The following is a 24492-nucleotide window of genomic DNA, read 5'->3' as shown; positions in this document are numbered from 1 at the left end:
CCCCTAGGGTGGGGGCATGCGCTTCCTCATCTGGCTCGTGGCCACGGCCCTCGCCGTGGCGACCGCCGCCTGGCTCTTCGACGGCATCTCCTTCGAGGGAGCCTCGGCCCCCTTCAGCACCGAGGTGCAGGACAAGATCGGCCCGCTGATCGCGGTCTCGCTCGTCCTGGGAGCGGTCAACATCGTGGTCGGCAAGCTCCTCAAGCTGCTCTCGCTGCCCTTCATCATCCTCACCCTGGGCCTGCTGCTCCTGGTGATCAACGCCTTCCTGCTCAAGCTCACCGCGTGGATCGCCGACGAGCTGGGCCTCGGCTTCGAGGTGCACGGGTTCTGGACCGCGGTCGGCGGGTCGGTGGTCATCTCCCTGGTCGGCTGGTTCTTCGAGACGGTGCTGAGCGACGACTGAGATGCCGCGCCCTCCTCGCCCGCGCACCCTGGGCCGCTACCGGATCGCGGTGGTCTGCCTGGGCAACATCTGCCGCTCGCCGATGGCCCACGTGGTCCTCGAGCGGCAGGTCGCCGAGGCCGGGCTCGCGGCCCGCGTCGAGGTCCGCAGCGCCGGCACCGCCGGCTGGCACGTCGGCAAGGAGATGGACCCACGGGCCGCCGCCACCCTGAGCGCCGCCGGCTACGACGCCACCCGGCACCGGGCCCGGCAGTTCACGGCCGACTGCTTCGACGACCTCGACCTGGTCCTGGTGATGGACCGCAGCAACGAGACCGACGTGCGCGCCCTGGCGCCCGCGGAGGAGGACGCCCGGGTGCGGCTCTTCCGCGACTTCGACCCCGTCGACCCCGGGGGCGAGGTTCCGGACCCGTACTACGGTGGTGAGGAGGGCTTCTCGGAGGTGTTGCAGATGGTCGAGCGGACGAGCGCCGCCCTGGTCGAGGCCGTGGGCGACGAGCTCGCGTCAGGGCCGTGACCCGGCAGCCCGCCGTGGCCCGCCGCGCGGAGGCCCTGCTGGGCACTCCCGTGGTGAGCACCGCACCGGTGGCCGGCGGCGACATCGCCACCGCCACCCGGCTGCGCCTCAACGACGGCACCACCGCCCTGATGAAGAGCCTGCCGCACCCTCCCCGGGACTTCTTCGCCGTCGAGGCGCAGGGCCTGCGGTGGCTGGGCGAGGTGGCCGACGGCGCGCCGGTGGCGCGGGTGCTGGCCGTCGACCAGGACTGCCTGATCGTGGGCTGGATCGAGCCGGGAAGGCCCGGCGCCGACGCCGCCGCCGACTTCGGGCACCGGCTGGCCGCCACCCACCGTGCCGGCGCGGCGGCCTTCGGGGCCACCGGCGCCGGGCACCGCGACGGCTTCATCGGCCGCCTCCCCCTGCCCAACCGCGCGGCGCCGACCTGGGCGGAGTTCTTCGCCACCCGCCGGGTGCTGCCCTACCTCAAGCTGGCCCAGGACCGCGGCGCGATCGAGCCCGACGACGCGCGCAGCATCGAGGCCCTGGTGGGCCGCCTCCCCGCGCTCGTCCCCGACGAGCCGCCGGCCCGGCTGCACGGCGACCTGTGGAACGGGAACTGCCTGTGGGGCCACGACGGTCGCGTCCACCTGGTCGACCCGGCCGCCCACGGCGGCCACCGGGAGACCGACCTGGCGATGCTCTCCCTCTTCGGGCTCCCCCACCTGGCGCGGGTGATGGCCGGGTACCAGGAGAGCGCCCCGCTCGCCGACGGGTGGGAGGAGCGCCAGGGGCTGCACCAGCTCTTCCCGCTGCTCGTCCACGCGTGCATGTTCGGGGGCGGCTACGGGTCGCGGGCCGGCGAGGTGGCGCGGCGCTACTAGCGCGGCGCTACTGGAGCAGTGGCCCCGGCCAGGGGGTGGAGCGCCCCATCTCCAGCGCCCGGGAGAGGACGAACGGGTCCGCCTGGTAGTGGAGCCACGGGCGGCCGAACCAGACGAAGCCGTCGACGTGGCGCCGCGCCAGCCGCCGGATGTCGGCGGGCAGGCCCCAGCGGTCGTCCGCCGTCCGGACGGTCGGCGGGATGCCGAGCGTCACGCAGCGGTTCATCCGGTGGCTCCGGCAGGTGCGGGCGTTGTCGTTCTTCTCGCCCGGCGCCGCCGGGATGACCTGCGGCCACATCGTTGGCCGGCCGGACTTGGCCGTGTCGATGATGAAGTTCTTGTGCCCGAAGCCGCGCTTGCGCAGGATCCGCACGATCTCGCTGCCGTGCAGGATGTTCTCCACCGGCCCGGTGTAGTGGGTGGAGTCGAGGGCGAAGCCGCGGGCGTACTGGATGCCGACCCGGCTCAGCAGGTCGGCGCAGTGCTCGGGCTGCTGGCCGGTGCCCTTCTTGCACCAGTCCGCGGCGCCGGCGTCGAGGTAGACCTCGGTGCGCGGCAGCTCGCTGAGGATCCGGGTCGCGTAGGAGAGCAGCCGGGCCTTCGCGCCCCGGTCGGGGGTGCACCAGAAGAACGGCATGTCCGGCTGCATCACCACGAGTGCCGGGGCGGAGCCGATGCCCGCGGCCACGTTGCGCATCCAGGTCTTGTAGCTGCTCCGCTCCTCGGGGGTGGAGGGGCGCTCGCACGCCTCGCCCTCCCACGGCGACATCCGGAAGAGGGCCATCTGCACCAGCGCCTCCGGGTCGCCCGCCTGGGAGGTCTCGACGTAGCTCGCGACCTTGGCGGTGATCTCCTCGTCCGGGATCCAGCCGCCGAACCACTTCGTCCGGGGCCGGTTCGCGATCTTGGCCAGCTGTGCCTGCTCCTCGCCGGTGGCCGCGAGGAAGGGGGAGTAGACCTGGTCCTGCGGACCGAGGTAGACCCCCCAGCGACGTCCCGCCAGCGGGTTCGACGGGTTCTGGGGGTACGCCGCCTCAGGCACCTGCCACACCTCGGCCGCGGGCAGCAGGCCCGCGGCGGCCTCGCGCTGGTCGTAGCGGGCCGCCTGCCGCGTGTACTCGCGGGTGGTCCTGGAGGAGTCGGACGCCGCGGCGACGGTGGCCGGCAGCAGGCCGGTCAGCGTCGTCAGCAGGCCCAGGACGACCACGGCGGCGGGGTGCAGGAGACGGCTCACGCCACGAGAGTAGGGACGCGGCGCGCCGGTTGTCCCGGTTCCGTCCGAATCGGGCCGGCGCTCACAGGCGACACTCAGGCGCGGCTGGCACAGTGGTGCCGTGCAGAACGCTCCCGCCCGCCCCCGGGTCCTGGTCGTCGACGACGACCGGGCCGTCCGAGAGTCGCTGCGCCGTTCCCTGGAGTTCAACGGCTACGCCGTGTCGCTGGCCTCCGACGGGGCCGAGGCGCTGGCCAGCATCGCCGCCGCCGCCCCCGACGTGGTGGTGATGGACGTGATGATGCCGCGGCTCGACGGGCTCGACGCCACCCGCGCCCTGCGCGCCGCCGGGCACGACCTGCCCATCCTGGTGCTCACCGCCCGCGACGCGGTCGGCGACCGCGTCGAGGGTCTCGACGCCGGTGCCGACGACTACCTCACCAAGCCCTTCGCCCTCGAGGAGCTGCTCGCCCGGCTGCGGGCCCTGCTGCGCCGGGCCGCGCCCGGGGACGACGGCGAGGACGAGGTGCTGACCTTCGCCGACCTGTCGATGGACCTCGCCACCCGCGAGGTGCGGCGCGGCGAGCGCCTGATCGAGCTGACCCGCACCGAGTTCACCCTGCTGGAGATGTTCATGCGCCGGCCACGACGGGTGCTGGAGCGCTCGTTCATCCTCGAGGAGGTGTGGGGCTACGACTTCCCCACCAGCGCCAACTCGCTGGAGGTCTACGTCGGCTACCTGCGCCGCAAGACCGAGGCCGACCACGAGCCGCGGCTGATCCACACCGTCCGCGGCGTCGGCTACGTGCTCAGGGAGGCGTGAGCCGAGGCATGACCGGGTTCCACTACCGGCGCTCGCTGGCCAGCCGGGTCGCCCTGCTCACCACCATGGCCGTGGGCGTGGCGATCGCCTTCATGGCCGCTGGCGCCTTCCTGACGGTGCGGATGCAGCTCCAGTCGAGCCTGGACTCCTCGCTGCTCGACCGCGCCTCCCGCGCGGCCTCCTACAGCACCCTCGCGGAGATGACCTTCCGCGAGGTGCCCCCGTGGATGCTCGGCGCCGCCGACGTCCGCGTCGTCTTCATCACCTCCGACCGCCGGTGGTTCACCGCCGACAGCGACGGGCCCGCCTTCCGCCTCGGCCCCCCCGAGCTCGAGGTGGCTGCCGGCGAGCGCCCCGAGTCCGTCCGCACCCTGAGGGCAGAGGGCGGGGTCCGCTACCGGGTGGCGACCGTCCCCGCCGGGCCGGGGCAGGCGCTGGTGCTGCTCCAGCCGCTGGCCGACACCGACCGGACCCTGCGCGGCGTCGGCACCGTGATGTCGATCTTCGGCGGCACCGGGGTGCTGGTGGCGGCGCTGGCCGGCTGGCTGGTGGCGCGCAACGGGCTGCGCCCGGTACGCCGGCTCACCGGCGCCGTGGAGCGGATCGCCCGCACCCAGGACCTGCGGCCGATCAAGGTCGAGGGCGACGACGAGGTGGCCCGGCTGGCCCGGGCCTTCAACGAGATGGTGCAGGCCGTCTCGGCCTCCCGGGACCGGGAGCGGCGCCTGGTCGCCGACGCCGGCCACGAGCTGCGCACCCCGCTGACCAGCCTGCGCACCAACCTCGACCTGCTCAGCCAGGCCGGGGACGGGCTGCCCCCCGAGGCCAGGGCCGAGCTGCTCGACGACGTGCGCGCCCAGATCGAGGAGCTCTCCACGCTGGTCGGCGACCTGGTCGAGCTGGCCCGCGACGAGCCGCTCTCCCACGTGGTCGCCGAGCTCGACCTCGCCGAGGTGGTGCAGCGGGCGGTCGCCCGGGTGCGCCGCCGCTCCGCCGCCCGGTTCGACGTCCACGTGGAGCCGTGGCCGATGCGCGGCGAGGCCCCGGCGCTGGAGCGGGCGGTGACGAACCTGCTCGACAACGCCGCGAAGTGGAGCCCGCCCGACGGGACCGTCACGGTGCGGCTCTCCGAGGGCGTGCTGATCGTCGACGACGAGGGGCCGGGGATCGCCCCGGAGGACCTGCCACACGTCTTCGACCGGTTTTACCGCTCCGACGACGCCCGGGCGCTGCCCGGCTCCGGCCTGGGCCTGTCCATCGTCCGCCAGGCGGCCGAGCGCCACTCCGGAGCGGTGCGCGCCGACACCTCCCCCAGCGGCGGCGCCCGCCTGGTCATGTGGCTGCCGGGGACCTCGACGACGGAGCCGGGCTGAGGCTTCGCCGTGGGCCCCGCTGGGTACCGGGTGACATGGCCACCACCTCCTCGAACCCGCTCGTCCGCGCGACCCAGGCGCTGGAGCGCAGCCCGCGCCTCGACCCCCTCGTCGGCTTCTACCAGCCGCTGGTCGACGCCCTGGTCGGCAGCGAGGGCCGGCGTCGGCTCCTCCAGGGTGAGTGGCTGGGCCATGCCCTCCACCCCGTGATGACCGATGCGCCCATCGGGATGTGGATGTCGGCGACCGTGCTCGACCTGGTCGGCGGGGAGCGCTCGCGCCCGGCCGCCGAGGTGCTGGTCGCCGGCGGTCTCGCCACCTCCGTGCCGACCGCGCTGGCGGGCTGGGCGGAGTGGCACCGCACCGGGACGGCCGAGAAGCGGGTGGGCGTGGTGCACGCCCTCTCCAACGTCGCCGCGATCGGTCTCTACGGCGCCTCCCTGGTGGCCCGCAAGCGCGACCGGCACGCGGGCGGCGTGCTGCTCGGGCTGGCCGGCAGCACCGCCCTGGGGGTCGGCGGCTACCTCGGCGGACATCTCTCGGCGGGGCGCAAGGTCGGCAGCCGGCACCCGGACCTCGAGGCGGACGGGCTCACCTGAGCGCAGCGAGGAGCGGTTCGGCCTTCCACACCGTCTCGGCGTGCTCCTCGGCGACCTCCGACCGGACCGTGACACCCCCGCCGGTGCCGAGGGTCCAGCGCCCGTCGCCCGGCGTGGTCAGCGACCGGATGACCACCCCGAGGTCCGCGCGACCGTCGCCGGCCAGCCAGCCGAAGGCGCCCGCGTAGGCACCCCGCGGGGTCGACTCGACCGCGTCGATGATCTCCATGGTCCGCAGCTTCGGGGCGCCGGTCATCGAGCCGGCGGGGAAGAGCTCGCGCAGCGCCTGCACGGTGGAGACGTCGTCGCGCAGCAGGCCACGGACCGTGGAGACCAGCTGGTGGACGGACTCGTAGGACTCCACCTCCATCAGGGTCGGGACCTCGACGGTCCCCGGCACGCAGACGCGGGCGAGGTCGTGGCGGAGCAGGTCGACGATCATCAGGTTCTCGGCGCGGAACTTCGGCTCAGCCGCGAGCCGCCGCCGCGACTCCTCGTCCTCGGTCGCGCTCGCACCCCGCGCGGTGGTGCCCTTGATGGGTCGGGTCTCCAGCACCCGGTCGGCCGTGACCAGCGCGTAGCGCTCCGGGGAGGAGCTGAGCAGCCAGGCGCGGTGACCCGCCACGTCGTGCTGCAGGAAGCCGGCGTACGGCGCCGGGTTGAGCTCGCGCAGCCGCAGGTAGACCGCGGCCGGATCCAGCGCGGAGCCGCTCTCGAGCCGGTGGGTCAGGTTGACCTCGTAGGAGTTGCCGGCGTGCAGCTCCTCCTGCACCCGCGCGAAGGCAGCGGCGTACTCCGGCGGCACCGGCGGGGGCGCGGCCGCGCTCCCGGGCCGCGGCGGCCTCACCGGCCGCGACGGCGGGTCGTGGAGGAACGCACGCACGTGGTGCGGGCGCATCCACACGGCGTCGGGCAGGTGCGGGTCGGGCCGGGCCGGCAGGTCGGGCCGGCTGGCGGAGCCCAGGTAGCCGAACCACCGGGCGTCGGCCGGGCCGGCGGCCAGCTCCTGCTCCAGCACCGCGAAGACGTCCTCGCCGACCACCTCGGCCCGGGCCGAGGAGCCGGTGCCGGTGTGGCGGCGCACCACCCGCGCGGCCGCGTCGTAGGTCAGGGAGACGTCGTCCTCGTCGAGCCAGCCGATGATCGAGCGGCGGCCCGACCAGGCGCGCGCGCCGCCGCCGTCGAGCCAGAAGCACCGCGGACGGGTCGCCGCGACCGCGGCGAAGGTCTCCTCCGGCGTCACCGCGCCACCCGGCCGGGGGCGTGGAGGAAGTTGGCGACGATCTGGTGCCCGTGCTCGGAGAGCACCGACTCGGGGTGGAACTGGACGCCCTCCAGCGGCAGGTGCCGGTGGCGCACGCCCATCACGGTGCCGTCCTCGGCCCAGGCGGTGGCGACCAGCTCGGCGGGCAGCGCGAGGGCGGCCAGGGAGTGGTAGCGGACCGCCGCGAACCCCTGCGGCAGCCCGGCGAAGACCCCGACCCCGTCGTGCTCCACGCGGGCGACCTCGCCGTGCGCCGGCCGCACCCGGCCGACGACGCCGCCGAAGACGGCGACCAGGCCCTGCATCCCCAGGCAGACCCCCAGCACCGGCCGGGTCGCGGCGCGGAGCACCTCGGCGCCCACCGCGAAGTCGCGGACGTGGTCGGGGCGGCCCGGCCCGGGCGAGAGGACGACGTGGGTGTGGGCCAGCACCTCCTGCGCCGTCGCCTCGTCGTGCTGCACCACGTGGGGCAGCACCCCGGTGACCGCGGCGACCAGGTGCACCAGGCTCCAGGTGTAGGAGTCGTGGTGGTCGACCACGACCACGTCGATGCCCTGCACCCCACGGAACCTAGTCGGTCCGTGATCCCTGCCGCGGGCGCGGGTCGCGACAGGACGCCGGCACCGCGGTGTCGCCGCGCACCCTCGCGCACCGGTCGAACGCCGCGAGGCGCCCCATCAGCTCGGCCTGCAGGTCGGCGTACTTGGCGACGCCGAACTTGTTCTTCTTCTCCCAGGGGTGCTTGTCGTAGGAGTAGAGCTCGTAGCCGTGCCAGGTCCGGTCCTCGGCGGGGTCGAGGTCGTGGCGGACCAGCAGGGCGTCCCGGGTGCGGACCGCGACATAGCTGGGGATCCGCAGCAGCTCGCCGCCGGTGAACGCCCGGTCGGGGTCGCCGCCGGCGGTGCCGGTGGTGTGCTCGAAGAAGACGTGGGTCCGGGTGCGCAGCCCTGGGTCGGTGAGGCCGGGCACCAGCGAGGTGCCCGAGCGGTACGGCGCCGGCGGGAGCCCGGCCAGCTCCTCGAAGGTGGGCGCGAGGTCGATGTTGCTGGTCATCTCGTGCCGCTGCCCCGGCACCACCCCGGCGCCGGCCAGCAGCAGCGGCACCCGCACGTCGGTGTCGTAGGGGGTGCCCTTGCCCATCCCCAGGCCCAGCTGCCCGAGGTGGAATCCGTTGTCGGAGGTGAGGACGACGAGCGTGTCGTCGTCGACGGCGCGCAGGATGCGCCGCACCGTGCGGTCGACCGACTGCACCATGCGGGCCCGGTCGCGCAGGTGGGTGACGGCCTCGCGCGCGGAGGTGGTGCGGATGGTGTTCCAGGGCCGCGTCCGCTTCCCGGCGCGGGTCCGCGGCACGTTGTCGCGCCGGTTGTCGCCGAAGCCGGGGAGGTCCCGGGTGGTCAGCGAGCGGCACTTCACCCGGCCGCAGTCGCCCCCGGCCTTGGTGCCGCCGGGCCGGTCGGCGAAGGCGGGCGGGAAGACGGGGTCGCCGGGGTAGGCGCCGTCGGGGTTGGTCCGGTTGTGCGGGGCGTACGGCGCGACCTCGAGGAAGTAGGGCTGGTCGGAGTCGCGCTGCGCGGCGATGAAGTCGAGCGCGTAGTCCTCGATCACCTGCCCGGCGTAGGCCCGGTCGAGGACCTCGGGTGGGGAGCCGGCGGCGGGAGCGGGGTGGTGGTCGACCCGGACCTCGCCGTCGACGACCGCGCTGGCATCGAAGCCCCAGCCGTCGTAGGCGGAGCCGAAGAGCACGTTGAACTGGCTCCACCCCGGCGGCACGGGCGGCATGGCCTCCACCCCGGGGACGTACTCGAACTCGTTGAGGTACTTGCCGACGAACCCGGTGGTGTAGCCGACCTCCTGGAGGCGCACGTTGAAGCTGCGCGGCCCGTTGCCGTAGCGGGCGAAGGCCGGGTAGCCGCCGTAGGGCAGCACGCCGTCGGAGGTGTTGGTGCGCACCCCCGTCTGGTGCGGGTACTGGCCGGTCATCAGGCTGGCGCGGGAGACGCAGCACAGCGAGTCGACCGCGAAGTGGTCGTAGCGGGCCCCGGTCCGGGCGAGCCGGCGGGCGCTGCGCATGGTGGGCAGCAGGTCCATGGAGAAGTCGTCCATCAGCACCAGCACGATGTCGGGACGCGAGCCCGCCAGGCTGGGCGCCTCCTCGGTGCCCCGCGCCTCGGCCTGGGCGCGGGCCTCGCCGCCGGTGCGCTCGGGCCGCTCCACCTGCACGGGCCCGCCGGGCGGGAGCGCCTCGCCCTCCTGCCCCGCGGCGGTGCCGCAGGCCGTCATGGCCACGAGTGCGAGGGCGCCGGCGAGCGGCGACCGCCACCCGGACGTGCGCTCTCGCACTCGTGACCTCCCCCGGCCGATCCGCCACGTGACGTGGCGACAACCTAGGAGACGTCCGGGGCCGACGTCCGGTTGCCACACCGGACGAAGTCGGGACCAAGGTCCCTCAGTCGTGGCCGTCCCCCAGCAGCAGGTCGGAGACCAGGTCGTTGACCAGGTCGAAGCCCCGCTCGGTGAGGATCGACTCGGCGTGGAACTGGATGCCCCGGTAGTGCGGGCCGCGCACCAGGTGGACGTCGCCGGTGGCGGGGTCCGCCTCGACGCTCACCTGGTCGGGCAGCGCCGCGTCGCCGACCCGGCCGACGAAGGTGTTGTAGAACCCGACCCGCTCCACCCGGTCGCCGAGCGGGACGGCCGCCTGGGTGCCCTGGAAGACGATGTCCTTGAAGACCAGCGGGATCCCCAGCGTGTGGCACAGCGTCTGGTGGCCCAGGCAGACGGCGAGGAAGGGCTGCTCGCGCGCCAGCAGCCGCTCGGTGGCCCGGCGGACCGTGGCGATCTTGGGGTCGTCGCCGTCGCGCGGGTCGCCCGGGCCGGGCCCGACGATCACCAGGTCGTAGTCGTCCAGGCAGCCCTCGACGTACGCCTCGTGCCGGATCACCTCGCTGGTCATCCCCATCACCGCGAGCAGGTGCCTGAGCATGTTGACGAAGTCGTCCTCGGCGTCGAGGATCCCGACCCGCTTGCCGGCCAGCTCGGGGTCGGGCGTGGCGCCCGCCTGGTCGGTGAGCCAGAACGTGGAGAGCCGGCGGTTGCGCGACTGCAGCGCGATCAGCACGTCCTCGTCGCGGGCCAGGTCGGCCAACCCCTCGGAGGGGGAGCCGGCGGCCGGCACCAGGCCGAACGCCGACAGGATGCCGCCGGCCTTCGCGTGCGTCTCGGCGACCTCGTAGGCCGGGTCGGAGTCGCGGACCAGGGTGGCCCCGGCCGTCACCTTCATCCGCCCCTTCAGGTCGACGTCGGCGCTGCGGATCACGATCGGACTGTCGGCGGTGGGCAGCCCCTCGTCGTCGCGGCCCAGCAGCGCCAGCGCCGCGCCGTAGTAGCCGCGGCCCTGGGTCTCGTACTGCTTGATCAGCCGGACGGCGTTCTCCACCGGGCTGCCGGTGACGGTGGCGGCGAACATGGTGTCGCGCAGGATCTCGCGGACGTCGCGGCGCGACCGGCCGGCCAGCAGGTACTCGGTGTGCACCAGGTGGGTCATCGGCTTCAGGAACGGGCCGAGCACCATCCCGCCCTCGTGGCACAGGTCGCACATCATCTTGAGCTCTTCGTCGACGACCATGAAGAGCTCGTAGATCTCCTTCTCGTCGCGCAGGAAGTCCAGCAGGGCCGGCTTCATCTCGGCGGCGGTGCGGCCGCCGACGCGGAAGGTCCCCGAGATGGGGTTCATCCGGACGTCGCCGCCGTGCACGCTGACGTGGCGCTCGGGGCTGGCGCCGACCAGGAAGCGGTCGCCGGTGAAGAAGACGTAGGTCCAGTAGGCCCCCCGCTCCCGCTCCAGCAGACGGCGGAAGACGGTCAGCGCCTTGTCGACGCCCCAGTCGGCGACCACCGCGCGGTAGTGGCGCCCGACCACCAGGTTGGCGCCCTCGCCCTGCCCGATCTCGTCGCGGATGATCGCCTCGACGACCTCGGCGTAGTCCTCGTCGGAGGTGTCGAAGCCGCCGCGGTCGGTGAAGTCGATCCCGGTGTCGGGGATCGCGGCGAGCACGTCGGCCACCGGGTGGCGGCGCTCCAGCTCGATGTCGACCACCACCAGCGGCGCGCCGTCGTCGTGGGCCTCGAAGCCGCGCTCGCGGACCTGGCGGAAGGGGACGGCGAGCAGCCGGTCGAAGCGACGGCCCGCGGCCGGGACGCCGTCCTCGAGCGGCACGTCGAGGAGCGACTCGACCTCGCTGCGCGCGCCGCCGACGAAGGTGACGACGTCGGCGTCGCCGGGCTCCTTGCGGGCGAGGCGGATCACGGCCCACGCCTCGTGCCCCTGGAGCTCGGCGAGCGTGGCTCGCACCTCCTGGGCCGGCGCGGGTGTGGTCTCCATGCCGTGCACCCTAGTTCGGCCCACCCTGGGCGGGGCCGCCGGTCTCAGCAGCCCGGTGCGACCTGGGGCACACTGTGCGCCATGTCCGACTCCGCACCCGAGGCCCCCTACGTGACCTATGCCGTCGCCGACGGCGTCACCACGATCACCCTCGACTCCCCGCACAACCGCAACGCGCTCTCCCGGCGGCTGGTCACCGAGCTCTACGAGCACCTCGAGGCCGCGGCCGCCGACGACTCCGTCCGCGTCGTGCTGATCCAGAGCTCCGGCAAGGTCTTCTGCTCCGGCGCCGACCTCTCCGAGGCGGCCACCACCAGCATGGAGGAGGGCACGAAGCGGATCATCGCGCTGCAGCGCCTGATCGCGACCATGCCCAAGGTGGTCGTGACCAAGAACCTCGGCGCCGTCCGGGCCGGCGGCATCGGCATCGTCGCCTCGGCCGACATCGCGGTCTCGGCCGAGGAGGCCACCTTCGCGCTGACCGAGGTCAAGCTCGGCCTGGCCGCGGCGATCATCAGCCTGTCGGTCTTCCACCGGATGACCCCGCGGGCCGCCTCGCTGACGGCGCTGAGCGGCGAGGTCTTCACCGGCGCGCAGGCTGCGGAGTTCGGCCTGGTCACCAAGGCGGTGCCGGCCGCGGAGCTCGACGAGCACGTCGCGAAGCTCTGCGCCGACGTGGCGACCGGCGCCAACCAGGGCATCCGGGAGACCAAGGGCATCCTCAACGCCGGCCTGGTCGCGCGGATCGACGAGCTCGGCGACGACATGTCCGCGCTGAGCACCCGGCTCTTCGGCTCCGACGAGGCCCGCGAGGCGATGACCGCCTTCCTGAGCCGCAAGAAGTAGCAGGCAACCCTTTCCCCCTGCCGACGGGTAGTAGGGGGCATGACCGTCCTGTCTGCCCACGAGACCCGGGAGGGGCCGGTGCCCGAGCCCGTCGGCTTCGACGACTTCGTCGCGGCCCGGTCCCCCCACCTGCTGCGGACCGCCTATCTGCTCACCCGGGACCACGCCCTGGCCGAGGACCTGCTCCAGACTGCCCTGGCCAAGGCGTGGTTCGCCTGGCGGCGGATCGACGGGCACCCCGAGCCCTACGTCCGGCGCATCCTGGTCACCACCTACTCCACGTGGTGGCGCCGCCGGTGGAACGACGAGCGACCCACCGGGGAGCTGCCGGAGAACGGCACCGCGGACACCACCGGAGCCGCCGAGGACACCCACGACCTGTGGACCGCGATGGGTCGGCTGCCGCGCCGGATGCGTGCCGTCGTGGTGCTGCGCTACTTCGAGGACCTCTCCGTCGAGGAGACGGCCGCGCTGCTCCAGTGCTCGACCGGGACGGTCAAGAGCCAGACCAGCAAGGCGCTGGCCAAGCTGCGGATCGACCCTGCTCTCGGCGACGCCCGACCGGACGGAGACCTGCGATGAACGACCTCGACGACCTGCGCACCGCGCTGCACGACCGCGCCCACGGCCTCGCCGCCCCGCTCGACGCCGGCACCCGGACCTCGCAGGTGCGCGGCCGGGTCCGCGCCGCCCGCCGGCGCCGTACCGCCGGGGTGGCGGTGGTCACCGCAGCCGTGGTCGCCGCCGTCGCCCTGGCGCCGGCGCTGCTCCCCGGGGACCGGGCGCCCGGCCCCGCCTCCGTGCCCACCGAGCTCGCCGGGCACCCGGTGCCCGCGACCATCGAGGCGGCCGGGTGGACCTACGAGTACGCCGGCTCGGTCACGGGCACCGACCACGTGGAGCTCGACCTGGAAGGCCTGGGCCACCCGATCGTGATCGCCTGGGCCAACGAGGCGGTCCCACCGCCGGGTGAGCTGGACGACTGGAAGGTCGCGGAGCCCGACGGGGACGTCTACCAGCCGACGGCGGCGGACTTCTCCCAGTACTGGCGGGCGGACGCGGGCGAGGAAGGGACCTTCGAGTTCCACGGACCGGGCGTGAACACGCTGGCCTTCTACGAGCTCTCCGACGAGCGGCCGCCCGGCGTGACCGTGGAGGGACTCACCTTCCGCGACCGGGTCGCAGGAGACCGGCTGATCGTCGCCGACGCGGTGCGGGGGCAGGAGTCGCTGCGGCTCCCCGTGGAGGTGCCCGACGGCGCCCTGCGGTTCGGTGCGGTCTGCTCAGGCACCGAGGAGTCCGTCCAGTACGAGCTCCTGCTCGAGGGTGAGCCCGTGGTCTCCGGCGGCAGCTGCACCGACGAGGTCACCTTCGACCCCGGCACCGTCACGCTGGCCACCCTGACCGACGGGGTGGAGACCGAGGCCGGCCGGCTCGCGCCCGGCGAGATCGTGCAGGCGGAGGTGCGGCTCGTCGACGCCGACGGTCGCCCGGTGGAGGGATCCGACGCCCTGCTCGCCGCGGGGTTCTACGAGGTGGCCGAGCCGGCCAGCCTGCTGGAGCCTGGCGGGGTGCCGTTGCCCGAGCTGGTGGAGGTGGACGGGGTGACCTGGACGCTGGCACAGGCCAGCAGTGGCGACCTCGGAAGGCTCCGGACCCGGAGCGGGACCGTCGACGAGCCGTCCATGGGATACGCGTTCGCCTCCGGGATTCCGAGGAGGTCCGAGGCCGTCGTCACCGTCGACGGTGAGATCCGAAGCACCATGCAAGGAGGCGGCGGCATGGGTCCCTTCTTCCTCCCCGCGGGCAGCCGGATCGACGTCCGGGTCGATGACCTCCCGGCGGGCGAGAACTCCACCCTGGGCACGGCGGTCTACACACGGACGCCCTGACGCCCCGCGGGCGCGGGGTCGGTAGTCTTGACGACTTGCCGAAACCGCGTCCGCGGTCGCACAGGAGTGAGGAAGCCGAGTTGTCCGAAGAGCTCGTCGAGCGGGAGATCGCCACCGAGCAGGCGTTCGTCGACCGGGTCTACCTGCAGCTGGAGAAGTCCGCTGCCGCCGCGCAGCAGCTCGCCAAGGAAGGGCACAGCCGCGCCCACCTCGGCCACGAGGGCGGACTGGTCGAGCGTGACGCGATGGTCTTCCAGGCGTCCCGGCGGATGGCCCAGCTCGACGCTGCGCACGAGGGGCTGGTCTTCGGCCGCCTCGACCTGCGCGACGAGCTCGACCCCGAGCCTCGCTACGTCGGCCGGATCGGCCTGCGCGACGAGCACCGGGACTCCCTGCTGATCGACTGGCGCGCCCCGGCCGCCGCCGTCTTCTACCAGGCCACGGCCGCCACCCCCCAAGGCGTCATCCGCCGCCGGGTGCTCCGCTCCGACCACCACACGGTCGTCGGCGTGGAGGACGAGCTGCTCGACGCCGAGGCGCTGGCGGAGTCCGGACGCGACCTGCCGATCGTCGGCGAGGGGGCCCTGATGGCCCAGCTCTCCCGCGCCCGCGACCGCTCCATGCACTCCATCGTGGCCACCATCCAGGCCGAGCAGGACCGGGCGATCCGGGCGCCCGGCAAGGGCGTGGTCTCCATCTCCGGGGGCCCGGGCACCGGGAAGACGGTGGTCGCCCTGCACCGCGCCGCCTACCTCCTCTACGCCGACCGCCGCCGCTACGAGAGCGGCGGGGTGCTGGTGGTCGGGCCCAGCGGCGTCTTCATGCGCTACATCGAGCGGGTCCTGCCCTCCCTCGGCGAGACCGCGGTGGCGCTGCGCTCGCTCGGCGAGGTGGTCGACGGGGTGCGCGCGACCCGGCACGACGCGCCCGAGGTCGCCGCGGTCAAGGGCGCGGCCCGGATGGCCGAGGTGCTGCGCCGCGCCGCGCGGCAGCAGGCCCCGGGTAGCCCCCGGGAGTTCCGGATCTTCTGGCGCGACGACTCGATCCGCCTCGACGCGGCCGTGCTGCGCCGGGTCCGCGGACAGCTGATGGGTCAGGGCGGGCGCAACCGCCAGCTGCCCCGGGTGGCCAACGCGCTGCTCGACGCGATGTGGCGCCAGGTCAAGGGTGAGCGCGGGCGCGAGCGCGGCCGCGAGCACTTCAACGACGACATGCTCTCCACCGCCGCCTTCGTCGACTTCGCCGCCGCCTGGTGGCCGCCGCTGGAGGCCCGCGACGTGCTGGGCTGGCTTCGCGACCCGGAGTTCCTGGCCCGGGTGGCCGAGGGCGTGCTCTCCGTGGACGACCAGAAGCTGCTGCTGCGCTCCTGGCAGGAGGCCGACCCCGAAGGGCTGGGCCTGCTGCCCACCCGCCCCGGCCACACCGAGCCGCTGAGCGTCGAGGACGTGGCGCTGCTCGACGAGCTGCGCTACCTGCTCGGCGACGTGCCCCAGCGCACCGACGAGGACCACGACCTCGACGACACCCTCGCCTACCGCGACGGCGGGGTCGACCTCCAGGAGCTCACCACCGCCGCGGAGCGCGAGTTCGCCCCCCGCGGGCGGGTCTGGTCGCCGCCGCTGCACAAGCTCGAGGACGACCCCTTCGCCCACGTGCTCATCGACGAGGCCCAGGACCTCACCCCCATGCAGTGGCGGATGGTCGGCCGGCGCGGCAGGGCGGCGTCGTGGACGATCGTCGGCGACCCGGCACAGTCGTCCTGGCCGGTGCGGTCCGAGGCCGAGGAGGCCCGGGCGGCCGCGCTGACCGGCAAGGAGGTGCACTCCTTCCACCTGTCGAAGAACTACCGAAACTCCGCCGAGATCTACGACTACGCCGCGGCGTACGCCCGACGGGCGGGCCTGGACGCCGACCTCCCGGAAGCGGTCCGCTCCACCGGGGAGGCACCCGTGGAGCGCGAGGCCGGGCCCGACCTGCGCGCGGCCGTGCGCGCCGCCGTCGGGGAGATCGCCGCGCGGGTCACCGGCACGGTCGGCATCGTGGTGCCGGCCGAGCGCCGCTCGCTGGTCAACGAGTGGCTGGCCTCCTGGCCGGAGTTCGCGGCAGACGCCAAGGGCGCCCGCGCGGCCATCGACCCGGCGGTGCCGCCGTCGGGCGACGACCGGGTCGTGGTGCTGTCCGGCCTGGACACCAAGGGCCTGGAGTTCGACGGGATCGTGGTGGTGCGCCCTGAGGAGATCGAGACCGAGTCGGCCACCGGGCGCGCGACGCTCTACGTGGTGCTGACCCGGGCGACCCAGCTGCTCACGGTCCTCAGCGGCTCCTGAGCCGGCCCGCCCGCGGGCGGGCTCAGTCCCCGGAGAGCTGCCGCTCGACCCGGGCGCGCTGGGTCGGCTTCAGCGCCGCGGCGAAGGCGTCGGCCCGGCGGGTGGCCGCCGCGACCCGCTTCGCCGCCTTGGCCTTGCGCTTCTCGAGCCGCTCGGTGAGCGTGCCGACCCGCGCCGACAGCGACTCCAGCGTCTCCCGCGCCTGGGCGAGCTCTTGGTCCCTGGCGGCGACCACCAGGTTGAGGTCGTGCACGAGGGTGAGCGCGTCGCGCAGCTCGTCGTTGACCTCGCTGACCCGGGCGGCGAGCCAGGCCCGCGCCTCCTCGTGCTGGCGGCGGATGTCGTCGATCAGCTCCTCCTGCTCGCCGACGATCTGCTCGGCCCGGCGCAGGCGCCCCAGGTCCTCCCGGAGCACCGAGGTCTCCCCGGCGGGGAGCAGCAGCGGTCGGGAGTCGATGAAGCGGTTGATGGCCGCGTTGTTCTGGGCCCACTCCTCCGGCGAGTGGATCGACCGCGAGGACTCCCGGCGGGTCCACCACTGGTAGAGGGCGATGACGCGCGGGATGTCGGTGACGCCGGTCAGGCTCGCGGAGCGGAGCAGGAAGTCCCAGTCCTCGGTGGTGGAGAGGTCCTCGTTGAAGGAGAGCCCGAAGTCGGCGTGCAGCGACCGGGGGAAGGCGAAGGAGAGCGGCGGCGTCTGGTTGCGGACGAGGTGGTGGGCCAGCGAGAACTCCTGGTCGTAGACCGCCTCGGGGGCGTCCAGCGCCCGGACGCCGGGCTCGCCCCGGACGTCGACCACGTCGACGTCCTGGCGCAGCGCGACGCCGCGCAGGATCCGGCCCCGGTTGTCCTGCTCGGCCTTCCGGAACGACTCGACCCAGTGCGCGAGCAGCACGTCGTCGTCGTCGAAGATCGAGACGTAGCGCCCGCGCGCCTGGCGGAGCGCGACGTTGAGCGGCGCCGTCCGGCCGCCGCTGTCGAGCAGCACCAGCTTGACCCGGCGGCGCAGGCTCGGCGGCTGGTCCTCCAGCACCCGCTCGACGGCGACCTGCTCCTCCCGGGTGGTGCGGTGGGCCACGAGGATGACCTCGAAGTCCTGGCAGGACTGCGCGGCCAGGCAGAGCATCGCCTCCCGCAGCTCCTGAGGACGCCGGCCCTGGGTGCGCATGAGGACGCTGAGGAAGACCTCGGACTCCGCGCGGTGGGTCGGCGCGTCCGGCTGCGCGGGGGCAGGGCCCAGCGCCCAGACGAACTGGTTGGTGCTGCCGTGCGGCTCGGCGTCGGCGCGCACCACCTGGAGCAGGTGACCCAGCGAGCTGCGCTGGGAGAGGCCGAGGTGGTCGGCCGGCAGGTGCTGGTCGCTACGGGCCAGCACGACGTCGGCGGAGTCCAGGCGCGCGAGCCCGGCGGCGCGCAGCACCGCCTCCAGGGTGCGGGCGCCGAAGAGCTGCACGTGGGTGGAGTCCAGCAGCCCAGCGTCGGTGTACTCCCACTCGCCCAGCAGCGCCTTGGTCGCCACGTCCAGGTGGGTGACGTTGGGGACGCTGGTGACGGCGACGGCGCGGTGGGTCGCCAGCAGGTGGGAGATCGCCCGCAGCACCGGTGCGCCGTCGACGAGGTGCTCGAGGCCGTCGAGGAAGGTGACCGAGGCGAGCCGGCGGCCGTCGAGGATCCGCTCGAGCACCTCGGTGACGTCAGCGTCGGTCAGGCTGGCCCGGTGGGTCTCCAGCCCACGCGCGGAGAGCGCGGCGAGCGAGTCGGCGTCGAGGTCCACGCCGACGTAGTGGAGGCCGAACCGCTCGGCCACCGGCTCGGCGACGTGGCCGAAGCCGCAGGCGAGGTCGAGATGGACCGCACCGACGACGTCGGGGGCGAGGTGCTTGCCGAGCAGCGCGAGAGCGTGGCCGTAGACGTTATCGTCGGCGATCTCGTTGTCGTAGCGGTGCCGGCCGTCGGGGGCGGTCACAGCGCGAACCTGTGCTCGGCGTACATGTCCCCGACGAACGTCGCGACGCGGTGCTCCGGGTCGCGCTGGGGCACCAGCAGCCCCGCGTCGCGGCGGCGCCGGAACTCCGCGGCCGCCCGCCGCTCGTCCTCGACGTCGGAGTGGTCGAAGTAGCCCAGGACCCTGCGCACCACGTCGTCCCGCGACCACTTGTGGGCCAGCAGCAGCGCCGCCTCGGCCGAGAAGCGGCGCTCGGCGCCGGTCGGCATCCACTGGGCGTCCACGGTGAGCTCCTTGTCGTGGAAGACCACCGCGGCGGGCAGGAAGACGACGCGCAGCCCCGCCTCCCGGACCAGCCACGAGTAGTCGACGTCGTCGCAGTACATGAAGAAGGTCTGCTCGTCGAAGCCGCCGAGGCGCTCGAAGAGGGCCCGCGGGGTCATCGCGAACGCCGTCGTCGCCCAGGAGGTGTGCCCGGTGCCCAGGTCGTAGTCCTTGGGGTGCTCGAAGGGCAGCTGCTTGGCCTCGACCATCCCCACCGCCGGGTCGGCGGCGGCCGAGGCCATCCGCCACAGCGCTCGGGCGTCGGCCACGACGTCGGGGTTGGCGGTGACGACCAGGTCGGTGTCGCTGAGCCGGGACAGCGCGTTGTGCCCCTTGGAGGTGCCGACGTTCTCGTCGAAGAAGACGTACTCGATCCGGTCGAGGGCGTCGAACCGCTCCCGGAGGCCGGCGAGCGTCGTCTCGTCGAGCAGGGGAACGCTGCTGGCGTCACCGAGGAGAACCTCGAGGCGGGCGCACAGGCCCTCGGCCCGGCCGATCCGGGCCGAGTGGTCGAGCGCCTCGAGGGCCCGCTCCAGCGCCGGCACGGCGGTGTGGAAGAGGATCGACTGGACGGCGACCGAGGCGCCAGGAAGGTGGGCAGCCCCTGAGGCTTCCGGCACGAGTGAATTCCCCCTGATTATCTGCGGTCGGACGCGCTTATGGCGGGTCACCTTACAGTGGCCGGTCCGAACGCTCCTATGCTGACCCCGCCCCGCACCTACAGAGAGCCTGCGCCTTGACCCAGCCACTTCGCCTGGCCGTCCTGCTGACGGACTGGAGCCAGGACGCCGCCCCCAGCACGGAGGCGTGGCAGCCCACGCTGGAGCGGGCCCGCCGGGACCACGACCTCGAGGCCCCGTCGGTCCGCGTGGTCCACCCGCGTGACGACCGGTGGTGGGAGCAGCCGGTCGCGGAGCTCGGCCTGGGTGACGACGACCTCGTGCTCGTCTCGGAGGCCGTGTCGGTCCCCTCCCCCTTCCTGCTCACCCGCCTGCTGGCGCGGCACGCCTCGACCGCCCCCGACGTCCTGCTCGACGCACGGGTGCTGCCCGCCGACAACCGGGCCACGCTGCCCGAGCACGACGACGCCCAAGACGAGCAGGAGCCGGCCGAGGACGACGACGTCGAGGCGCCCGGCGACCTCGACGAGGACGAGCTGCTCGGCAGGCCGCTGCCGCCCGTCGGCCCGTGGCTGGTCTCGGGCGCCGCCTCCCTGCTCCAGGTCCGCACGCTGCGGGCCGTGGGCGCGGCCTGGCGCTCCTCCCCGCAGGACGGCGCCGGCGCGCGGCTCGAGGAGCTCCTCGCGGCCGCCGGCATCCGGGCGGTCCCCGAGCCGGCCGCGACGGTCTTCCGCCGGGTCCGCTTCGACAGCACCGGGCACCCGCTGCCGCTCGACCGGGCCCGCGACACCACGCCCGTCCCCGCGCCGCGGGCCTCGGGCACCCTGCATCCGGCCGCCCTCCCCGCCACGACTCTGCACCGCTTCCTGCGCTCCCTCGGGCTGACCCAGGAGCCGGGCGACGAGGCCGTGGTTCAACGGCCCTTCCTGTCGGTCGTCACCCGCACCCAGGGCACCCGGCCGCGCTGCCTGGAGGACGTGCTCTCCTGCCTCGCCGCCCAGACCGACCGCGACTTCGAGCTGCTCCTCATGTGTCACCGTGCAGCACCCGAGGCCGTCGCCGAGACCCGCGAGATCCTCTCGGCGTTCCCTGGCTGGCTCCAGGAGCGCACCCGTCTGGTCGAGGTCGAGCGGCCGGGCCGCTCCGCCCCGCTGAACGACGGCTTCGAGCAGGCCCGCGGCCGCTACCTGGTGATGCTGGACGACGACGACACCGTCACCGAGCACTGGGTCGAGGCCTTCCACCGCGCCGAGCAGGACGGCGAGGGGCGGCTGCTGCGCTCCGTGGCGCTGCTCCAGCCGGTGCGTCAGGACCCGGACACCGAGGACTTCGTGCCCCGGGCCGTCGGCCCGGTCGAGCGGGAGTGGCCGCTGCAGTTCGAGATGGTCGACCACCTGCGGGCCAACTACAGCCCCTGCATGACCATCGCCTTCCCCCGCGGCACCTTCCACGACCTCGGGCTGCGCTTCGACGAGAGCCTCAACACCACCGAGGACTGGGACCTCATCGTCCGCTCCGCGGGCGTCGTGGGCGTCCGGTCGACCCCGGAGATCACCTCGGTCTACCGCTGGTGGGGTGCGGGCTCCTCGCGCGACGAGCACTCCAAGAAGGAGTGGGACGAGGCGATGTACCGGGTGATGGACAAGTTCGACTCGGTCGAGATGCTCATGCCACCACACGCCTTCGACCGGTTCCGCGCGCTGATCAAGAAGGCGCAGGCCGACTCCAAGGAGATGAACGACAAGGCCCGCGACTTCGCGACCCTGCTGCACGAGACCAACCTGCACGTCAGCGCGCTGAGCGAGGAGCGCGACGCCACGCTCACCGACCGCGACCACTGGCAGGAGCAGGCGCAGGCCACCCGGGAGAAGCTGCTCAAGCGCACCGCACGCCACGAGCAGCGGCTCGAGCTGCTCCGCGAGGTCGACCTCCTGCTCGCCGAGCGGCCGAGCCTGCGCCCCGAGGGGTCGATCGTCGACCTCGGGATCAAGAAGCTCGAGGAGCTCGCCGCGCAGCTGCGCGAGGCCGACCCGGAGCCGGAGCCCGAGCGCCGCGGGTGGCGGCTGCGGAAGTAGGGGCCGCTCAGCGGTCCCGGCGGCCCCAGCGACGCTTCCCGGACTCGGCCGAGTCCTCCGGGGTGGTCACCGGGTCGTCCGACTTCACCTTGGCGCGCAGCTTCCGGATCCGCTCGTCCTTGCGCTCGACGGTCTCCTCCAGGGCCGCGACCCGCTCGCCGAGCCGGGCCACGTCGGCCTCGACATTGGTGATGTGGTCGTCCTTGAGCCCGAGCTGGCGGCGCAGCTCCGCGGCCTCGGCGGCGAGCTCGTCGCGCCCCTCGATCAGTGCCCCGAGCGACCGGCCGGGCAGAGGCCACGGCTGGCCGTCCAGCCGGGCCAGCAGCCGGTCGAGGTCCTCGGGGGTCTCGTCGGGGCCGGCCTCGGAGCGGATCGCCACGACCTCGTCGATCTCGGTGACCCCGGTCCGGGCGACCGCGCGCAGCAGCAGCTCGCGCTCGGCCGCGCTGCCCCACGACGGGTCGGGCACGAGGTCCCGGAGCACGGTCGTCGGGACGGCGTACCCGTGCCGCGAGGCGACCGGCGGGTGCTGGGGCGCGGCGGTGCCCCGGACGCCGGCGCGGCCACCGACCCCGGCGACCACGGCGGGCTGGTGCAGCACGAGCCCGTGCAGCGTCGTCGTCCCGTCGCCGGCGTGCGCCTCGCACGCCTCCACCCAGTGGGCGAACCAGGTGAGGCCGCGGGAGACGGTCACGTAGGCGCCGCGCGCGGCGGCCAGCGCCGCCGCGCGGTCCTCGACGACCCGGAGCCGCGAGGTCAGCGTCCGCGGCTGCCCGGACAGCACCTCGTGCGGCGGGGCCCCCGTCGCCCCGGGCACCAGGAGCACCTCGAACGACGTGGAGGTCTGCGCGGTGAGCGACAGCAGCTCCTCGGCCAGCGCCTCGGGGGTGCCGTCGGCGAGGACGAGGAAGGTCATGAACGGGCGATCTCGGTCATTCACAGCGGGTACCTGTGCCTCGCGTAGAAGCCGCCGGCGAACTCCGCCACGCGGTGGTCGGGGTCGTGCCGCGCGACGAGGCGGCCGGCGTGGCGGCGCTGCTCGAACTCGGAGACGGCGTCGTGGTGCTCGCTCAGCTCCGAGGCCCGGAAGTCGGCCGCCACCTGCTCGACGACGTCGTCGCGCGACCACTTGTGGGCGAGCAGCAGTGCGGCCTGGGCCGAGTAGAAGATCTCGGCGCTGGTCGGCTGCCAGCCGCCGGCGGTCGAGAGCCGCTTGTCGTGGAAGGCCAGGGCGGCAGGCTGGAACCGCACCTGGTGCCCTGCCTCGCGGACCAGCCACGAGTAGTCGACGTCGTCGCAGTACATGAAGAAGGTCTGCTCGTCGAAGCCGCCGAGCCGGTCGAAGAGCTCGCGGGAGGTCATCGCGAAGGCGGTCGCCGCCCAGCCGGTCTCACCGGTCTCGGCGTCGTACTCCTTGGGGTGCTCGACCGGGAGCTGCTTGGCCTCGACCATCCCCGTGACCGGGTCGTCGAAGAGCTCCAGCATCCGCCACAGCGCCCGGGGGTCGGGGACGATGTCGGGGTTGCTGGTGACGAGGTAGGCCGAACCGGTCATCCGCGCCATCAGGTTGTGGCCCTTGGCGGTGCCGGTGTTCTCGTCGAAGAAGACGTAGTCGAGCGACCTCAGCGCGGGGAACCGCTCGCGGTAGTCGTCGAGGACGTGGTCGGCGACCAGGCGGCTGGGCGAGGCGTCGCCGAGCACGACGGAGAGGCCGTCGCCCCACCCCTCGCGCGCGGCCAGGGCGGCGGAGGCGTCGAGCGCCTCCAGCGTCCGTTCGAGGGCGTCGAGCCGGGTGCCGTAGAGGATCGACTGGACGGTGACGCTGCGCTCACGCGCGGCGTCGCGCTCGTTCGGGGAGGTCATGGCGTCCCGTATGCTACAAGCCCCGGTGCGCCCCGCTCGTCCGGCGCTCCCTCCCGCTCGCGGTCAACAGAAGGTGCTCCGTCATGTCCTCACGCCTCGGTCCGGTCCTGGTCACGGGAGGCGCGGGCTTCATCGGCTGCGCCCTCTCCCAGGAGCTCGCCGCCGACGCCGAGCGGTGGGTCGTGCTCGACAACCTCCACCCGCAGGTCCACCCCGTCGCCGAGCGCCCCGCCGCGCTGCACGAGGCGGCCGAGCTGGTCGTCGGTGACGTCACCGTCGCAGCCGACCTCGACGCGGTCCTGGCCGACCTGCGGCCGCAGGTCGTCGTCCACCTCGCCGCCGAGACCGGCACCGCGCAGTCGCTCGACGAGAGCACCCGGCACGGGCTGGTCAACGTCGTCGGGACCACCCAGGTCCTCGACGCCCTCACCCGCGTCGGCCACGTGCCGGAGCACGTCGTGCTCACCAGCAGCCGCGCCGTCTACGGCGAGGGCGAGTGGCGGCGCGCCGACGGCTCCTCCTTCTACCCGGGGCTGCGCACCCACGCGCAGCTGGAGGCGGCGCGCTGGGACCACGAGTCCGGCACCGCCCAGCCGCACCGCGCCGGCCACACCGTGCCCGCGCCGGTCAACGTGTACGGCGCGACCAAGCTCGCCCAGGAACACGTCCTCTCGGCGTGGACCGGCTCCCGCGACACCTCGCTGACCGCGCTGCGGCTGCAGAACGTCTACGGTCCCGGCCAGTCACTGACCAACCCCTACACCGGGATCGTGTCGCTCTTCTCCCAGCTCGCCATGCGCGGGGAGTCCATCCCGCTCTACGAGGACGGCGACATCACCCGCGACTTCGTCTTCATCGACGACGTCGTCTCCGCCCTGGTCACCGCGGTCCGCAACCGGCCCGACGGGACGCGCCTGGGCGACGTCGGCTCCGGCCAGCCGTCGACGATCCGCCAGCTGGCCGAGACGATCGCCGCGCACCACGGCGCCCCGGCCCCGCACGTCACCGGCCAGTACCGCGACGGCGACGTCCGCCACGCCTCCACCGGCGTGGACCCGGGCCTCGTCGAGCTCGGCTGGAAGCCGCAGGTGTCCCTCGCCGAGGGCGTCGCCCGGCTGCAGGACTGGATCCGAGACCAGCTCGCGGCCGGCTGAC

General features: G+C 73.9%; 21 protein-coding genes. 12 read left to right on the top strand and 9 right to left on the bottom strand.

All coding sequences use genetic code 11. The annotated features are described in order from the left end of the window. The first annotated feature begins 16 nt into the window (after positions 1-16). The 3 genes from AC4BGE_RS08945 to AC4BGE_RS08935 are packed head-to-tail and all read left to right on the top strand — an operon-like array spanning position 17 to position 1789. Positions 17-406, top strand: a complete 390-nt coding sequence (locus tag AC4BGE_RS08945; RefSeq protein ID WP_490575049.1) for a phage holin family protein — start codon at positions 17-19, stop codon at positions 404-406. A gap of 1 nt (position 407) precedes the next feature. Beyond that, entirely contained in the window at positions 408-923 is a 516-nt protein-coding gene (locus AC4BGE_RS08940) for a low molecular weight protein-tyrosine-phosphatase (protein WP_490575048.1), read from the top strand. Next, positions 920-1789, top strand: coding sequence for a fructosamine kinase family protein (locus AC4BGE_RS08935; protein WP_490570900.1), 870 nt, complete (start codon positions 920-922; stop codon positions 1787-1789). The genes AC4BGE_RS08940 and AC4BGE_RS08935 overlap by 4 nt, the downstream gene beginning before the upstream one ends. Positions 1790-1796: 7 nt before the next feature. On the opposite strand, the gene AC4BGE_RS08930 is transcribed toward AC4BGE_RS08935, so the two are convergent. Next, on the bottom strand, positions 1797-3023 hold the full coding sequence (locus tag AC4BGE_RS08930; RefSeq protein WP_490575047.1) for a glycoside hydrolase family 6 protein: 1227 nt from the start codon (positions 3021-3023) through the stop codon (positions 1797-1799). Between the two features lie 100 nt (positions 3024-3123). Between AC4BGE_RS08930 and AC4BGE_RS08925 the strand changes: the two genes are divergently transcribed. From AC4BGE_RS08925 to AC4BGE_RS08915, 3 genes are read left to right on the top strand one after another with little or no spacing between them, the layout of a single operon-like run. Beyond that, positions 3124-3825, top strand: a complete 702-nt coding sequence (locus AC4BGE_RS08925; RefSeq protein WP_490570902.1) for a response regulator transcription factor — start codon at positions 3124-3126, stop codon at positions 3823-3825. A gap of 8 nt (positions 3826-3833) precedes the next feature. Next, a complete protein-coding gene (locus tag AC4BGE_RS08920; RefSeq protein WP_490575046.1) occupies positions 3834-5198 on the top strand; it encodes an ATP-binding protein in 1365 nt (454 codons plus the stop codon). A 35-nt stretch (positions 5199-5233) separates the two neighbouring features. After that, positions 5234-5797, top strand: coding sequence for a DUF2231 domain-containing protein (locus AC4BGE_RS08915; RefSeq protein WP_490575045.1), 564 nt, complete (start codon positions 5234-5236; stop codon positions 5795-5797). Here the strand turns inward: AC4BGE_RS08915 and AC4BGE_RS08910 are convergent. The 4 genes from AC4BGE_RS08910 to AC4BGE_RS08895 form a co-directional block, all read right to left on the bottom strand. Then, positions 5790-7040, bottom strand: a complete 1251-nt coding sequence (locus AC4BGE_RS08910; RefSeq protein WP_490575044.1) for an anthranilate synthase component I family protein — start codon at positions 7038-7040, stop codon at positions 5790-5792. The two genes, AC4BGE_RS08915 and AC4BGE_RS08910, sit on opposite strands and share 8 nt — an antisense overlap. After that, positions 7037-7621 carry an anthranilate synthase component II gene (locus AC4BGE_RS08905; protein ID WP_490575043.1) on the bottom strand — a complete coding sequence of 195 codons (585 nt, stop codon included), beginning with the start codon at positions 7619-7621 and terminating at the stop codon, positions 7037-7039. Before AC4BGE_RS08905 ends, AC4BGE_RS08910 begins: the two co-directional genes overlap by 4 nt. 10 nt (positions 7622-7631) lie before the next feature. Further along, positions 7632-9404, bottom strand: coding sequence for a sulfatase-like hydrolase/transferase (locus AC4BGE_RS08900; protein ID WP_490575042.1), 1773 nt, complete (start codon positions 9402-9404; stop codon positions 7632-7634). Between the two features lie 106 nt (positions 9405-9510). After that, complete coding sequence (locus AC4BGE_RS08895; protein ID WP_490575041.1) at positions 9511-11445, bottom strand: anthranilate synthase family protein; 1935 nt, start codon at positions 11443-11445, stop codon at positions 9511-9513. A gap of 81 nt (positions 11446-11526) precedes the next feature. Here AC4BGE_RS08895 and AC4BGE_RS08890 point away from each other — a divergent pair, with 81 nt between their 5' ends. From AC4BGE_RS08890 to AC4BGE_RS08875, 4 genes are all read left to right on the top strand, one after another. Further along, positions 11527-12291, top strand: a complete 765-nt coding sequence (locus tag AC4BGE_RS08890; RefSeq protein ID WP_490575040.1) for an enoyl-CoA hydratase-related protein — start codon at positions 11527-11529, stop codon at positions 12289-12291. Positions 12292-12330: 39 nt separating this feature from the next. Beyond that, positions 12331-12873, top strand: coding sequence for a SigE family RNA polymerase sigma factor (locus AC4BGE_RS08885; protein WP_490575039.1), 543 nt, complete (start codon positions 12331-12333; stop codon positions 12871-12873). Beyond that, positions 12870-14183: a hypothetical protein gene (locus tag AC4BGE_RS08880; protein WP_490575038.1), complete on the top strand. Its 1314-nt coding sequence runs from the start codon at positions 12870-12872 to the stop codon at positions 14181-14183. The genes AC4BGE_RS08885 and AC4BGE_RS08880 overlap by 4 nt, the downstream gene beginning before the upstream one ends. An 80-nt stretch (positions 14184-14263) precedes the next feature. Then, positions 14264-16510, top strand: a complete 2247-nt coding sequence (locus AC4BGE_RS08875; RefSeq protein WP_490575037.1) for a HelD family protein — start codon at positions 14264-14266, stop codon at positions 16508-16510. Positions 16511-16532: 22 nt separating this feature from the next. Here the strand turns inward: AC4BGE_RS08875 and AC4BGE_RS08870 are convergent, their stop codons facing one another. Both AC4BGE_RS08870 and AC4BGE_RS08865 read right to left on the bottom strand, forming a co-directional pair. Continuing rightward, positions 16533-18476, bottom strand: a complete 1944-nt coding sequence (locus AC4BGE_RS08870; RefSeq protein ID WP_490575036.1) for a methyltransferase domain-containing protein — start codon at positions 18474-18476, stop codon at positions 16533-16535. Next, positions 18473-19399: a glycosyltransferase family protein gene (locus tag AC4BGE_RS08865; protein WP_490575035.1), complete on the bottom strand. Its 927-nt coding sequence runs from the start codon at positions 19397-19399 to the stop codon at positions 18473-18475. Before AC4BGE_RS08865 ends, AC4BGE_RS08870 begins: the two co-directional genes overlap by 4 nt. A 116-nt stretch (positions 19400-19515) precedes the next feature. Here AC4BGE_RS08865 and AC4BGE_RS08860 point away from each other — a divergent pair, with 116 nt between their 5' ends. Beyond that, positions 19516-21474 carry a glycosyltransferase family 2 protein gene (locus tag AC4BGE_RS08860; RefSeq protein ID WP_490575034.1) on the top strand — a complete coding sequence of 653 codons (1959 nt, stop codon included), beginning with the start codon at positions 19516-19518 and terminating at the stop codon, positions 21472-21474. Between the two features lie 7 nt (positions 21475-21481). Here AC4BGE_RS08860 and AC4BGE_RS08855 read toward each other — a convergent pair whose 3' ends face one another. Then, positions 21482-22390 carry a hypothetical protein gene (locus AC4BGE_RS08855; protein WP_490575033.1) on the bottom strand — a complete coding sequence of 303 codons (909 nt, stop codon included), beginning with the start codon at positions 22388-22390 and terminating at the stop codon, positions 21482-21484. 20 nt (positions 22391-22410) lie between these two features. After that, positions 22411-23337, bottom strand: coding sequence for a glycosyltransferase family protein (locus AC4BGE_RS08850; protein ID WP_490575032.1), 927 nt, complete (start codon positions 23335-23337; stop codon positions 22411-22413). Between the two features lie 83 nt (positions 23338-23420). On the opposite strand from AC4BGE_RS08850, the gene AC4BGE_RS08845 reads away from it, so the two are divergent. Beyond that, positions 23421-24491 carry an NAD-dependent epimerase/dehydratase family protein gene (locus AC4BGE_RS08845; protein ID WP_490575031.1) on the top strand — a complete coding sequence of 357 codons (1071 nt, stop codon included), beginning with the start codon at positions 23421-23423 and terminating at the stop codon, positions 24489-24491. Position 24492: the final 1 nt, after the last annotated feature.

The organism is Nocardioides sp. Z50_6, from assembly GCF_058215755.1.
Note: the sequence above shows the minus strand (reverse complement) of the source record. Positions and strands in the feature narration are given on the sequence as shown.

What these genes read in the sequence shown, in the direction of transcription:
- AC4BGE_RS08945 (WP_490575049.1), top strand. Translation starts at nt 17, where the DNA reads ATGCGCTTCCTCATCTGGCTCGTGGCCACGGCCCTCGCCGTGGCGACC.
- AC4BGE_RS08940 (WP_490575048.1), top strand. Translation starts at nt 408, where the DNA reads ATGCCGCGCCCTCCTCGCCCGCGCACCCTGGGCCGCTACCGGATCGCG.
- AC4BGE_RS08920 (WP_490575046.1), top strand. Translation starts at nt 3,834, where the DNA reads ATGACCGGGTTCCACTACCGGCGCTCGCTGGCCAGCCGGGTCGCCCTG.
- AC4BGE_RS08915 (WP_490575045.1), top strand. Translation starts at nt 5,234, where the DNA reads ATGGCCACCACCTCCTCGAACCCGCTCGTCCGCGCGACCCAGGCGCTG.
- AC4BGE_RS08895 (WP_490575041.1), bottom strand. Translation starts at nt 11,445, where the DNA reads ATGGAGACCACACCCGCGCCGGCCCAGGAGGTGCGAGCCACGCTCGCC.
- AC4BGE_RS08890 (WP_490575040.1), top strand. Translation starts at nt 11,527, where the DNA reads ATGTCCGACTCCGCACCCGAGGCCCCCTACGTGACCTATGCCGTCGCC.
- AC4BGE_RS08885 (WP_490575039.1), top strand. Translation starts at nt 12,331, where the DNA reads ATGACCGTCCTGTCTGCCCACGAGACCCGGGAGGGGCCGGTGCCCGAG.
- AC4BGE_RS08880 (WP_490575038.1), top strand. Translation starts at nt 12,870, where the DNA reads ATGAACGACCTCGACGACCTGCGCACCGCGCTGCACGACCGCGCCCAC.
- AC4BGE_RS08855 (WP_490575033.1), bottom strand. Translation starts at nt 22,390, where the DNA reads ATGACCTTCCTCGTCCTCGCCGACGGCACCCCCGAGGCGCTGGCCGAG.
- AC4BGE_RS08850 (WP_490575032.1), bottom strand. Translation starts at nt 23,337, where the DNA reads ATGACCTCCCCGAACGAGCGCGACGCCGCGCGTGAGCGCAGCGTCACC.
- AC4BGE_RS08845 (WP_490575031.1), top strand. Translation starts at nt 23,421, where the DNA reads ATGTCCTCACGCCTCGGTCCGGTCCTGGTCACGGGAGGCGCGGGCTTC.